The sequence below is a fragment of the Corynebacterium sp. 335C genome (assembly GCF_053525695.1).
The window spans coordinates 830648-843780 of sequence record NZ_JASTTB010000001.1 but is presented as its reverse complement, the minus strand read 5'-3'; the positions used below and the strand labels follow the sequence as shown (position 1 = coordinate 843780).

At 75.4% G+C, this 13133-nt stretch carries 7 protein-coding genes; 6 read left to right on the top strand and 1 reads right to left on the bottom strand.

From position 1 onward, the window contains the following. The first annotated feature begins 10 nt into the window (after nucleotides 1-10). From ndk to rpmA, 4 genes are all read left to right on the top strand, one after another. Nucleotides 11-421 carry a nucleoside-diphosphate kinase gene (gene ndk / locus QQS41_RS03550; RefSeq protein WP_448851306.1) on the top strand — a complete coding sequence of 137 codons (411 nt, stop codon included), beginning with the start codon at nucleotides 11-13 and terminating at the stop codon, nucleotides 419-421. A gap of 335 nt (nucleotides 422-756) precedes the next feature. Beyond that, nucleotides 757-5667: a translation initiation factor IF-2 N-terminal domain-containing protein gene (locus QQS41_RS03545; protein ID WP_448851305.1), complete on the top strand. Its 4911-nt coding sequence runs from the start codon at nucleotides 757-759 to the stop codon at nucleotides 5665-5667. Between the two features lie 400 nt (nucleotides 5668-6067). Then, a complete protein-coding gene (gene rplU / locus QQS41_RS03540) occupies nucleotides 6068-6373 on the top strand; it encodes a 50S ribosomal protein L21 (protein WP_448851304.1) in 306 nt (101 codons plus the stop codon). Nucleotides 6374-6409: 36 nt separating this feature from the next. Next, nucleotides 6410-6670, top strand: a complete 261-nt coding sequence (gene rpmA / locus QQS41_RS03535; protein ID WP_448851303.1) for a 50S ribosomal protein L27 — start codon at nucleotides 6410-6412, stop codon at nucleotides 6668-6670. A gap of 214 nt (nucleotides 6671-6884) precedes the next feature. Here the strand turns inward: rpmA and QQS41_RS03530 are convergent, their stop codons facing one another. Continuing rightward, nucleotides 6885-9131 carry a RecQ family ATP-dependent DNA helicase gene (locus QQS41_RS03530; protein WP_448851302.1) on the bottom strand — a complete coding sequence of 749 codons (2247 nt, stop codon included), beginning with the start codon at nucleotides 9129-9131 and terminating at the stop codon, nucleotides 6885-6887. A 291-nt stretch (nucleotides 9132-9422) separates the two neighbouring features. On the opposite strand from QQS41_RS03530, the gene obgE reads away from it, so the two are divergent. Both obgE and proB read left to right on the top strand, forming a co-directional pair. Continuing rightward, on the top strand, nucleotides 9423-10970 hold the full coding sequence (obgE, locus tag QQS41_RS03525) for a GTPase ObgE (protein ID WP_448851301.1): 1548 nt from the start codon (nucleotides 9423-9425) through the stop codon (nucleotides 10968-10970). A gap of 998 nt (nucleotides 10971-11968) precedes the next feature. Further along, a complete protein-coding gene (gene proB, locus QQS41_RS03520; RefSeq protein WP_448851959.1) occupies nucleotides 11969-13096 on the top strand; it encodes a glutamate 5-kinase in 1128 nt (375 codons plus the stop codon). The last annotated feature ends 37 nt before the right edge of the window (nucleotides 13097-13133 follow it).

Sequence of the window (13133 nt, the reverse complement as noted above, 5' to 3'; positions counted from 1 at the left end):
CATCGGCGGCATGACCGAACGCACTCTCATCCTCATCAAGCCGGACGGCGTCGCCCGCGGCCTCGTCGGCGAAGTCATCGCCCGCATCGAGCGCAAGGGCCTGAAGTTCGTCGCCATGGACCTGCGCGTCGCCGACAAGGCCACCGCCGAGGAGCACTACGCCGAGCACAAGGAGCGCCCGTTCTACGGCGAGCTCGTCGACTTCATCACCTCCGCCCCGCTGGTCGCGGGCGTCGTCGAGGGCCCGAACGCCATCGCCGCGTGGCGCCAGCTCGCCGGCGGCACCGACCCGGTCGGCAAGGCCGCCCCGGGCTCCATCCGCGGCGACTTCGCCCTCGAGGTCGCGGAAAACGTCGTCCACGGCTCCGACTCCCCGGAGTCCGCCGAGCGCGAGATCGGCATCTGGTTCCCCAATCTGTAGGAACCCCCTCCACCGGCGCCCCGGGCGCCCGCCGCGTGCGGGTGCCCGGGGCGCCGTGTTTTTCGCGTGACGACGGTCCCCGCCGCGCCCTCCCCGCCGACATGCGGTGGGGAGGGCGGGCGTGTGGAACAATGGCGGCGGTGACGTTCGCTCCGCGCCGGACGCGGATCGCGGGACGTGCACCGAAGACTTGTCAATGCGAATACGCCGCCTGAACGCCGCCGGGGACGCCCCGGCCGCGGACGAGGCCCCGCCCCGACGCCCCGCGCCCCTCGAGTGCGCGCCGCGCGGGCAGGTGAGCGGCCGGGCGGCCCCTCAGAGGAGAACCAAATATCGTGGCGGATTTCAGCCAGGAACTGATTGCCGGCGCCCGCGCCTTCGACCGGGGCGCGGCACCGGAGAAGATGCGGGTCCACGCCTTCGCGAAGGAGCTGGGCGTGGCGTCGAAGGAGGTCATCGGCCTCCTGGAGCAGGTGGGGGTGACGGGCAAGCGCGCCTCGTCGACCGTCACCGCGGATGACCGGGCGAAGGCCCTCGACGCCGTCGCCGGCGCGGGGGAGGCGGAGAAGGTCGCGAAGGCCGGGAAGCCGGACGAGGCGGAGAAGGCCGGGAAGTCGGACGAGGCGGAGAAGCCCGCCAAGGCCGCGAAGAAGAAGGCGGCCAAGAAGACCGCGAAGAAGTCGCAGCCGAAGAAGAAGGCCGCCGACGCGGATGCCGCGAAGGCTGCCGCGGAGGACACCACCGCGGACGCGGGGGACAAGCCCGCGGAGGACAAGCCCGCCAACGCGACGCCGGAGGCCGCCGAGGAGACGGCGGAGACGAAGGACGCGGGGGACAAGCCCGCGGAGGACAAGCCCGCCGCGAAGAAGCGCTCCCGCAAGCGCACCGCGAAGAAGGCCGCGGCGAAGAAGACCGAGCCGGCGAAGGCGGACGAGCCGAAGACCGCGGACGCCGCCGACGAGACCGCCGCGCCAGCCGATGCGCCGAAGGCCGCGGATGCTACCGACGAGACCGCCGACAAGCCCGCCGAGGCGGAGGCCCCGAAGAAGCCGGCGCGCAAGCGCTCCCGCAAGCGCGTCGCGAAGACCGTCTCCGAGCCCGCCCCGTCGCCCGCCGTCGAGGAGCCGCAGGAGAAGCCCGCCGACGCCGCGAAGGCCGACGCGAAGGCCGAGGCGAACGACAAGAACGACGAGACCGGGAAGGACGGCAAGGGCGGCACGGACGACGCCCCCGCCGCGTCGAAACCGGCGACCCGCGTCCGCCGCCGTCGCGTCCGCCGTACCGTGACGACGTCGTCCGCTGACGTCGCCGACGGCGACGACGCCGCAGCCCAGCTCGCCGAGGCGAAGCAGGCCGCGCAGGACTCCGACGAGGCGCTGTCCGACGTCGAGCCGCCGCTGACCCCGCGCCCCGACGAGGCCCCGGTGTTCCGGGAGCCCGTCTTCATGGCGCCCCAGCCGGTCGGCGCCGACGACGCCCGCACCACCGCCGATTCCGCCCGTGACGAGGACGCTGCCGCGAACGCCGACGATGCCGAGGCCGACTCCGACCAGGCCGACGGCTCCGGCGACGCCGCCCCGCGCCAGATCGACCGCGAGCCCCGCCGCCGCCGTCGCGGCCGCCGACGTGGCCGCGGCGTCCGCCGCGCCGCCGGCGAGTCCGCCGACCACGAGCGGACCGCGGACGACGAGCGGGAGGGCGACGTCGCAAAGCAGGAGACGGGGGACGACTCCGACGGTGACGCGCGCGACGAGCGCGACGCGGGCGATCGCGGCGGGCGCTCCCGCCGCCGTCGCCGCGGCGGCCGCGGGCGCAACCGCTCCGCCGACGAGCGCCGCGTCGACGAGCGGGATTCGGGCGACGCGGGCGACAACGCCGGCGACGCGGACGACGCCAAGGGCGGCGACCGCGAGGGCCGCGACGACCGCGACGAGCGGAACGACAAGGGCCGCGACAAGGACAAGGACAAGGACGGCAAGGGCAAGTCCAAGGGCAGGTCCGGCAACGGGAAGGAGAACAAGGGCGGCTCCGGCGGCTCCGGCGATTCCCGCGACGACGTGCCCGTCATCGACGAGCCCGCCGGCATCAAGGGCTCCACCCGCCTCGAGGCGCAGCGCCGCCGCCGCATCGAGCGCCGCGAGCAGTCCCGCAAGCGCCACGTCATCAGCGAGGCCGAGTTCCTCGCCCGCCGCGAGTCCGTCGAGCGCACCATGGTCGTCCGCGAGCGCGACCGCGTCGAGGGCCACGGCCAGGTCACCCAGGTCGGCGTGCTGGAGGACGAGCTGCTCGTCGAGCACTTCGTCACCTCGGAGACGCAGGCCTCGCAGATCGGCAACATCTACCTCGGTCGCGTGCAGAACGTGCTGCCGTCGATGGAGGCCGCCTTCATCGACATCGGCACCGACCGCAACGCCGTCATCTACGCCGGCGACCTCAACTGGCGCCGCCTCGGCTCCGGCGGCAAGTCCCGCCGCATCGAGCAGGCCCTGAAGTCCGGCGACCAGCTGCTGGTCCAGGTGACGAAGGACCCGGTGGGCCACAAGGGCGCCCGCCTGACCATGCAGATCTCGCTGGCCGGCCGCTTCCTCGTGTACGTGCCGGAGGGCCGCTCCGCCGGCATCAGCCGCAAGCTGCCGGAGCCGGAGCGCAAGCGACTCAAGGAGATCCTCAAGGAGGTCACCCCGGCAGGCTCGGGCACCATCATCCGCACCGCCGCGGAGGGCGTCGACCGCGACGCCATCGCCGCGGACGTCGACCGCCTCGAGAAGCTGTGGCAGTCCATCGCCGACCGCGCGGAGAAGGAGACCGCCTCCCGCGGCGCGAAGCCGGTGACCCTCTACGAGGAGCCGGACATGCTGGTCAAGGTCGTCCGCGACCTGTTCAACGAGGACTTCACCACCCTCGTCGTCGAGGGCGACGCTCCGTGGCGCACCGTCAAGGGCTACGTCGAGGAGGTCGCCCCCGACCTCTCCGACCGCCTGCAGCGCTACCACCCGGAGCAGCACGGCGGGAAGGACGTCTTCGAGCACCACCGCATCGACGAGCAGCTGGCGAAGGCCATGGACCGCAAGGTGTGGCTGCCGTCGGGCGGCACCCTCGTCATCGACCGCACCGAGGCGATGACCGTCATCGACGTCAACACCGGCAAGTTCACCGGCGTCGGCGGCAACCTCGAGGAGACCGTCACCCGCAACAACCTCGAGGCCGCCGAGGAGATCGTCCGCCAGCTGCGCCTGCGCGACATCGGCGGCATGGTCGTCATCGACTTCATCGACATGATCCTCCCGGAGAACCAGGACCTGGTGCTCCGCCGCCTCAAGGAGGCCCTGGGCCGCGACCGCACCCGCCACGAGGTCTCCGAGGTCACGTCCCTCGGCCTCGTGCAGATGACCCGCAAGCGCCTCGGCACCGGCCTGCTGGAGACGTTCTCCACCGAGTGCCCGACCTGCGGCGGCCGCGGCATCATCCTGCACGTCGACCCCGTCGAGCAGGAGCCGAAGCAGCGCCCCCGCAACAAGCGCTCCGCCCGCGCCCACGACGGGTCCGAAGGTGGTTCGCGTGACGACGGCGACCGCTCCGGCGGCCGTCGCCGCCGCCGGCGCGGTGGCCTCCGCGGCCGCGCGCAGCGCCGCCCCGAGGAGGGGCAGGAGCAGCAGGATTCGCAGGAGCAGCAGGGTTCGGAGGAGCCGCAGGGCTCGGAGGAGCGGTCCGGCGGCTCGGAGCAGCAGTCCGGCCAGGCTCCCGCGTCGAAGGACGAGGCGAAGCAGGACCGTCGCGGCTCCCGCGATGATTCCGGGGATGACTCGCCTGACGATTCGCGCGATGACGCCGCCGGCGACGCCCGCGACGACTCCGCCGAGGATTCGCACGACGACTCGCGTGACGACGAGCGCGGCGGTTCCCGCAGCCGCCGCGGCCGCCGCCGTGGCCGCCGCCGCGCGGGCTCCCGTTCCGGCTCCGGCCGCGACGACTCCCGCGACGAGCGCGATGAGCGCGACGGCCGGGACGAGCCGCAGCAGGACGCGAAGGATTCCTCGCGCGATTCCGGCGACGGGTCCGGCTCGGCCGACGATTCGATCGACCGCATCGCCGCCGTCGCCGCCGCCGCGACCGCGGAGGCCCGCGACAAGGACCCGGACGAGCCGTCCGACGACCGGTACGTGTCGGCGTCCGCGCGGCGCCGCCGCCGTCGCCGCGTCGTGAAGCGCGCCCGCCGCGAGGAGCAGCGCGACGAGACGCAGCAGGAGTCGCGCGACGATTCCCGCCAGGGTGCTCCGGCCGCCGCGAAGCCGACTGAGTCCGCCGGGGCCGCCGAGTCCGACACGACGCCGTCGGAGTCCGCCGGGGCCGCCGAGTCCGGCGACGCCCGCGCGGAGTCGCCGAAGGACGACGAGGGCCAGGGCCGCTCCGGCTCGGGCCGCCGTCGCCGCCGCTCGCGTGGCGCCCGCCGCCGCGCCGGCTCCGGTTCCCCGGAGCAGGCCGGCACGCGCGAGGACGAGGCGCGGGACGACTCCCGGGCCGAGTCGACGGCCGACGAGAAGTCCGGGCCGAAGTCCGACGAGAAGTCCGGGCCGAAGGCCGACTCGCAGGCCGACTCGCAGGCCGGGAAGAAGGCCGGGTCGAAGGATGCTCCGAAGGCGGACGCCCTGTCGGAGGGGCAGCCGAAGCAGGGCCGCCGCGCCTACGAGGAAGCCCTCGCGGCCTTCGAGGCGTCGCCGCGCCGCAAGCGCCCGACCCGCGGTCGGTCCGTCAGCGACATCGCCCCGAAGCCGGAGGACTTCGGCGTCGACCCCGACACCGTCCGCGTGTGGGTCGAGCCGAAGCCCGAGCCGAAGGCCGAGTCCGACGACGACGCCTCCGCCGCCGCGACGGACGCCGCCGAGGCCGGCTCCGACGCCGCGGCCGAGGGCAACGCCGCCGCGCAGGCCCCGGAGTCCGAGGCCCCGGCCGGTGACGCGGAGGCCCCGCGCCGCCGCGGCCGCCGCCGCGCCGTCCGTCGCACCGCCGGCGGGTCCGCGTCCGGCGCCGGGGAGAAGGCCCCGGCGAAGGGCGTGGGCAAGGGCAAGGCCGAGGGCGACGCGAAGCCGGCCACGGCCGCGAAGGCGCAGGAGCCGGAGCAGCCGAAGCAGGCCTCCGAGCCCGCCGAGGCGAAGGAGTCCCGGGAGGCCCAGGAGGATCAGGGCTCCGGCCGGCGCCGCGGCCGCCGCCGCGCCGGCCGCCGGGCCACCCGCCGCCGCGCGAACTAGCGGCCCGGCCGCACGCCGCCCCGTCCCGCTCCCGCCTCCCCGGCACCGCCGCCGGGCGGCGGGGGAGGGGCGGGGCGGTCGCCGTCGTCACGCGAACACGCGGCGACCCCGCGCCACGCCCGACCCTTCCGGCACCTGCCGCCACACGCGCCCCACGTGGGCGGTTGCGGCGGCGGAGGGACCGGGCGTGGTTTGTCATTCGCCCTACTCATTGGCTAGTCTTGACCAGTCGCTGTTCACGGGTGGGCATCGAGCGCGAGCTCGCGTGCCCGGGGCGCCGGAGGACCGGCGGGGAGCGGGAAACCGAAACCCCAGGCCAGACCCCGTGAACGCAATGCAACTGTCCAGGCGGGCCGCCGGTTCCGGCGGCCCTGTGAGTAGATAAAGGGGTAACCCTCCTATGTACGCGATCGTCAAGACCGGCGGCAAGCAGTACAAGGTTGCCGAAGGTGACCTCGTCAAGGTCGAGAAGATCGAGGGTGAGTCCGGGGATTCCGTGGCTCTCACCCCCGTTCTGCTCGTCGACGGCGGCGAGATCACCTCCGGTGACGCGCTTGCCGACGCCACCGTCACCGCCGAGATCGTGGAGCAGGCCAAGGGCAAGAAGATCCGCGGCATGCACTACAAGAACAAGACCGGCTACAAGCGCCGCTACGGCCACCGCCAGTCCCTGACCGTCCTGAAGATCACCGGCCTGGGCAAGTAACCCGGCCACTGAACCCACTCCGAGGAGGGAAATCACATGGCACACAAGAAGGGTGCTTCCAGCTCCAGCAACGGCCGTGACTCCGAGTCCAAGCGCCTCGGCGTCAAGCGTTTCGGCGGCCAGCAGGTGAAGGCCGGCGAGATCCTGGTCCGCCAGCGCGGTACCTCGTTCCACCCGGGCGAGAACGTCGGCCGGGGCGGCGACGACACGCTGTTCGCTCTGAAGTCCGGCGCCGTCCAGTTCGGCACCAAGCGCAACAAGCGCACCGTCTCCATCGTGGAGAACGCCGAGGCCTAAGCGCCTCCGCGCACCCGGGGCCCGCGCCCCCGGGTTGTCGCGTACCCGGGGTCCGATGGGCCCCGGGTTTTCGCGTGCGCGGGGGAGGGGCGCGCGGGGTGCGCCGGGTCGCGGTGTGCGGGTGCGTTGCGTGACGACGGCGACCGCCCCGCGTGGTCGCCGCCGCGCCGCCGGTGCGGGTGGCGGCACCGGTCGTGCCGCGCCTGAGCCGCCCCTACGCCCGCGCCGCCAGCGCCAGCGGCAGCACCGGCCGCCCCGTCGCCTCGTGCAGCCGGGCGCCGGCGACGGTGGCCGACCAGCCGCCGCCGATCTCGTCGGTTACGAGGAGGAGGGGGCCGTCGTCAAGCCCCTCCGCGGCCGCGGCGACCCCGTCCAGCGCGGCCCAGTCCCACAGCTCCAGCAGGCGGGCGACGCGGTACGGCGAGTTCTGCGCCTCCACCGGCTGCGCGCCGGGGCGGACGGGCAGGTGCCCGAGGTCCGCCATACGGCCGATGCCGGCGACGGCGGCGCCGAACGCGCGCGTCATCTCGTCGCGCCCCGGCGCGGGCTCCGCGGCGGTGCCGAGCGACACGACGCCGACGGGCCGCTCCTCCCACTCCCAGGCGGCGAGCACCTCGACGATGAGCTTCAGCCACCGGTCCTCGCGCCAGTCGCGCCCCGGGGCGGGCCGCCACGCCGCGCCCCGCAGCAGCTCCGTCAGCGCCGGGCCGCGGGCGATGTCGTTGAGCCGGCCGAGCGCCCGCCCGTCGCGCAGCCCCGCGATGCCGCCCCGCTTGCCCTTCAGGTCGACGCCGAGGCGGTCCATCCCCGTCGGCCACTGCCGCCGGGCGGGCACGGGCACGCCGGGCACCGTCATGCGCTCCTCGACGGCGCGGGCCATGCCGGGGTCGATCTCGACGGAGAAGCCCCGGCCCGTGCAGTTGTCGCACCGCCCGCACGGCTCCAGCGCCGTCGGGTCGTTGAGCTGGCGGCGCAGGAACAGCATCCGGCACGCGTCGGGCCCGTCGCCCGTGAGCCGCTCGTAGGCCTCCATGGCGTCCTGCTCGACGCGGCGGGCGGCGGCGAGTCCCTCGTAGCGCGCGGCGTCGTACTCCCACGCCGCCCCCGCGCCCGTCCCGGTCCATCCGCCGCGGACGCGCCGGACCGCCCCGTCGACGTCGAGGACCTTCAGCGCCTGCTCGATCCGCGACCGCGGCAGGTCGACGACCGCCTCCAGCCGCGCCGTCGACACCGCGGACCCGTCGGCGCCGGCCGCCTCCACCGCCGCGATGAGGTCCCGCACCACCGGCTCCGGTGGGAACGACACCGACGCGAACCACTCCCAGATGTCGCGGTCCTCCGCCCCCGGCAGCAGGATGACGTCCGCCCGCGCCGTGCCGCGGCCCGCGCGCCCGATCTGCTGGTAGTAGGCGATCGGCGACGACGGCGCGCCGACGTGCACCACGAACCCCAGGTCCGGCTTGTCGAAGCCCATCCCCAGCGCCGACGTCGCCACCAGCGCCTTCACCTCGTTGCCCAGCAGCGCCCGCTCGAGCCGCTCCCGCTCGTCGGCGTCGGTGCGGCCCATGTACGCCGCGACCTCGTACCCCGCCGCCCGCAGCGCGTCGGCGAGGTCCTCCGCCGCCGACACCGTCAGGCAGTAGATGATGCCCGAGCCCTCCAGCCGCCCCAGGTGCGTCGCCAGCCACGCCGGCCGGTCCGTCGAATCCCGCAGCCGCACCACGTGCAGCCGCAGCGACTCCCGGTCCAGCCCGCCGCGCAGCACCCCCGCGTCGCGCCCCAGCTGGGCCCGGACGTCCTCGACGACGCGGTCGTTCGCCGTCGCCGTCGTCGCCAGCACCGGCGTGTCCTCCGGCAGCCCCGCCAGCAGGTCGCGGATGCGCCGGTAGTCCGGCCGGAAGTCGTGGCCCCAGTCGGAGATGCAGTGCGCCTCGTCGACCACCACCATCGCCGCCTCCTCCGCCAGCCGCGGCAGCATCCCATCGCGGAACTGCGGGTTGTTCAGCCGCTCCGGGCTCACCAGCAGCACGTCGACCTCGCCGCGGTCCACCCGCGCCGTGATCTCGTCCCACTCCGTCATGTTCGACGAGTTCACCGTCTCCGCCACGATGCCCGCCCGCCGCGCCGACTCCACCTGGTTGCGCATCAGCGCCAGCAGCGGCGAGATGATGACCGCCGCCCCCAGCCCCCGACGCCGCAGCAGCTTCGCCGCGATGAAGTACACCGCCGACTTGCCCCAGCCCGTCCGCTGCACCACCAGCATCCGCTCGCACCGGTTCACCAGCCCGTCGATCGCCCGCCACTGGTCGTCCCGCAGCCGCGCGCCGTCGCCGGCGAGGCCCCGCAGCAGCCCGTCGGCCTCCTCCCGCGTCGCGTCGCCGGGGATGCCGTCCGCGCCGTCCGCGCCGGACTCCCCGTGCCCCGCCCCGAATGCCGCGCCGTCCGTCCGCTCTCCGCTCATGGCCCCATGACAGCACACGACCCGACATCCGGGGGTGCGTGACGACGCCCACCGCCCCGCGCGGGTCCCGTCGCACAGCACCTCCGGCCGCACCACCCGCGCGGCGGCGCGCGCCCGCCGCGCGCACTCGGCGCCCCACCCCGCGTCCGGCCCCGCACGTACCCGCCCCGCGCACCCGCGCCCGCCCGCCCCGCGCGTTTCCCGCACCGGCGGCGACGTGGAACAATGGGCGGACGACGCGCGGCCGTCCGCGCCGCGCCCAGCCGTCAGCCGACACCCAGGAGGAGCCGCATGTCCCGCTTCATCGACCGAGTCGTCCTGCACCTGCAGGCCGGCGACGGCGGCCACGGGTGCAACTCCATCCTCCGGGAGAAGTTCAAGCCGCTCGGCGGCCCCGACGGCGGCAACGGCGGCCACGGCGGCGACATCATCCTGCAGGTCGACCCGCAGGTCCACACGCTGCTCGACTTCCATTTCCACCCGCACGTCAAGGCGGGCAAGGGCCAGCCGGGCTCCGGCGACCACCGCAACGGCGCCCGCGGCGACGACCTGCTCCTCGGCGTGCCGGAGGGCACCGTCGTCCTCGACGCCGACGGCACCGTCCTCGCCGACATGACCGGCGCCGGCACCCGCTTCACGGCGGCGCAGGGAGGCTTCGGCGGCCTCGGCAACGCCGCGCTGGCGAACCACAACCGCCGCGCGCCCGGCTTCGCGCTGCTCGGCGAGCCGGGGGAGGAGCGCGACCTCGTCCTCGAGCTGAAGTCCATGGCCGACGTCGGCCTCGTCGGCTTCCCGTCGGCCGGCAAGTCGTCGCTCGTGTCGGCGATGAGCGCCGCGAAGCCGAAGATCGGCGACTACCCCTTCACGACGCTGCAGCCGAACCTCGGCGTCGTCCAGGTCGGCCACGACGCCTTCACCATCGCCGACGTCCCCGGCCTCATCCCCGGCGCCTCCGAGGGCCGCGGCCTGGGCCTCGACTTCCTACGACACATCGAGCGGTGCGCCGTCCTCGCCCACGTCGTCGACTGCGCCGCCTTCGAGACCGAGCGCGACCCCGTCTCCGACATCCGCGCGCTGGAGGCGGAGCTGGCGAACTACCAGTCCGCGCTCGACTCCGACGTCGGCCTCGGCGACCTGATGGAGCGGCCGCGCGTCATCATCCTCAACAAGATCGACGTCCCCGACGGCCGCGAGATGGCCCAGATGATGCGCCCCGAGCTCGAGGAGTTCGGCTGGCCCGTCTACGAGATCTCCACCGTCGCCCGCGAGGGCCTCGACCCGCTGCGCTACGGCCTCCACCAGCTGGTGCAGGACTACCGCAAGGCCCACCCGGCGAAGGAGTCGTCCGGCCCCGCCGTGCTCCGCCCCGCCGGCGTCGACGGCACCGGCTCGGGCCCCCGCGGCCGCGGCCGGGGCGGGCGCCGCGGCGGCGAGGGCGTCGACTTCGTCATCGAGCGCGACCCCGACATGGACGACGCCTTCATCGTCGTCGGCCGCAAGCCCGAGCGCTGGATCCACCAGACCGACTTCGAGAACGACGAGGCCGTCGGCTACCTCGGCGACCGCCTCGCCCGCCTCGGCGTCGAGGAGGCCCTGGCGAAGGCCGGCGCCGTCGAGGGCTCCACCGTCTCCATCGGCGCCATCTCCTTCGAATGGCAGCCGATGACCGCCGCCGGCGTCGACGAGAAGATCACCACCGGCCGCGGCACCGACCGCCGCCTCGAGCGCACCGGCCGCAGCACCTCCGAGGAGCGCAAGCGCGCGTCGCAGGCCCGCCGCGGCCTCATCGACGAGTACGAGCTCGAGGGCGAGGAGGCCACCCGGGAGCGCTGGCAGTGAGCGCCGGAGGGGTGCGGGGCGCGTCCGGGTTCTCGCGTGACGACGGCGACCGCTCCGGCGGCGCGGGCCCCGATCACGGGGCCGCCGATGCGCGTTCGCATGACGACGAGTCCCGCTCCGGCGGCGCCGTCCCCGATCGCGCGTCCGCCGATCGCGCCGCGGAATGTGAGCATGGTCACGAATATGCGCGTTCGGTTGGCGATGCCGCCGAGACTTCGTTATGCAGGCATATGGGCTCACGGGGGACCGTGGCCGACGCGGACGAGCGCGACGACGCCGGGCTGACCCGGTTCGTCGACGCCATGGCCGCCGCCGTCGCCGGACGCGACGGAGGGCGCACCGCCGACGGCACGGGCCGGGACGATGAACCGGCCACCACGGACCGCACCGCCCGCGCCGCGCAGCGCGACGACGCTGCCGCAGGGCGACGCGACGAGCCGGGGGATCGACTGCACGACGAGACCACCAGGGAACGGATGCTCATCGAGACCACGATGACCGAGGACACCACGAACGCGGGCGACGCGACCCGCGAGGCGGACGCCGCCGCACCGGCCGGCGCCCCCGCCGCCGGGACCGCGACGGCCGACCGGGCCGCCGCCGGAACCGCGGCGCCTGCCGCGACGGCCGACCGCGCCGACCGCGCCGCCGCCGATCTCGGGCCCGCCGCCGGGGCGCGCCCCGCCGCCTCCGGCAACCGCGACACGGCCCGCACGGCCGCCGCCGCGCACGCCGCCTCCGCCGCCATCGCCGCGGCCGAGTCCGGCGAGGGCGCCGCCGACCCGGAGGTCGCCTTCGCCGCGGCCGCCGTCGAGGCCGCCACCCCGGGCGCCGCCGTCGCCCCCGCGGCCGACGAGACGCCCGCCGCCGACGTCGACGACCCCGCCGCGGCCGCCACGTCCGGCGCGCCCGCCGCCGCGCAGGCAGCGCAGGCCGCCCAGGCCGCCCAGGCCGCCCAGGCCGCGCCGTCCGCGCCCGCCGGGCCCGTGCCGGGCCGCATGGCCCCGCCGTACGACTCGGCGACCCGCGAGACGATCCGCACGGCGAAGCGCGTCGTCGTCAAGGTCGGCTCCTCCTCCCTGACCGGCCCCGACGGCCGCACGGACCCGCGCCGCATCGACGCGATCGCGGAGGCCCTGCAGAAGCGCATGGGCGCCGGCTCGGACATCATCCTGGTGTCCTCGGGCGCCGTCGCGTCGGGCATGGGCCCGCTGGGGCTCGCCACCCGCCCGACGGATCTGGCGACGAAGCAGGCCGCCGCCGCGGTCGGCCAGGTCCGCCTGGCCGCCGAGTGGGCCCGATCCTTCGGCCGCTACGGCCGCACCACCGCCCAGGTCCTGCTGACCTCGGCGGACGCCGGCGAGCGCACCCGCGCCCGCAACGCCCAGCGCACCATCGACCGGCTGCGCCAGCTCGGCGCCGTGCCGATCGTCAACGAGAACGACACCGTCGCCACCTCCGAGATGCGCTTCGGCGACAACGACCGCCTCGCGGCGCTGGTCAGCCACCTCGCGTACTGCGACGCCCTCGTCCTGCTGTCGGACGTCGAGGGCCTCTACGACCGCAACCCCTCCGAGCCGGGCGCCCGCTTCGTCCCGGAGGTGTGGTCGGGCAACGACCTCAAGGGCGTCGTCGCCGGCGACGGCGGCAAGCTCGGCACCGGCGGCATGGCCTCGAAGGTCTCCGCCGCGCGCCTCGCGTCCCGCGCGGGCGTGCCGGTGCTGCTGGCCTCCGCCGACGACATCGACCGCGCCCTCGGCGACGCCGACGTCGGCACCGCCTTCGCCCCGAAGGAGGACCGCCTGTCCGCGTGGAAGGCGTGGGTCCTCTACGCCGCCGACTCCGCGGGCGTGCTGCGCATCGACGCCGGCGCCGTCCGCGCCGTCACCGAGCGCCGCAAGTCCCTCCTGCCCGTCGGCATCACGTCGTTCGACGGCGAGTTCCACGCCGGCGACATCGTCGACATCGTCGGCCCCGGCGGCGAGATCGTCGGCCGCGGCGAGGTGTCGTACGACTACGAGGAGCTCGGGCGCATCGTCGGCCACCCGACCTCGGAGCTGCCCGACGGCCTCCAGCGCCCCGTCGTCCACGCCGACTACCTCACCGGGTACGCCACCCGCGCCTGACGCGGGCGCGGGGCCGGGGCGGCGGGCGTCGTCACGC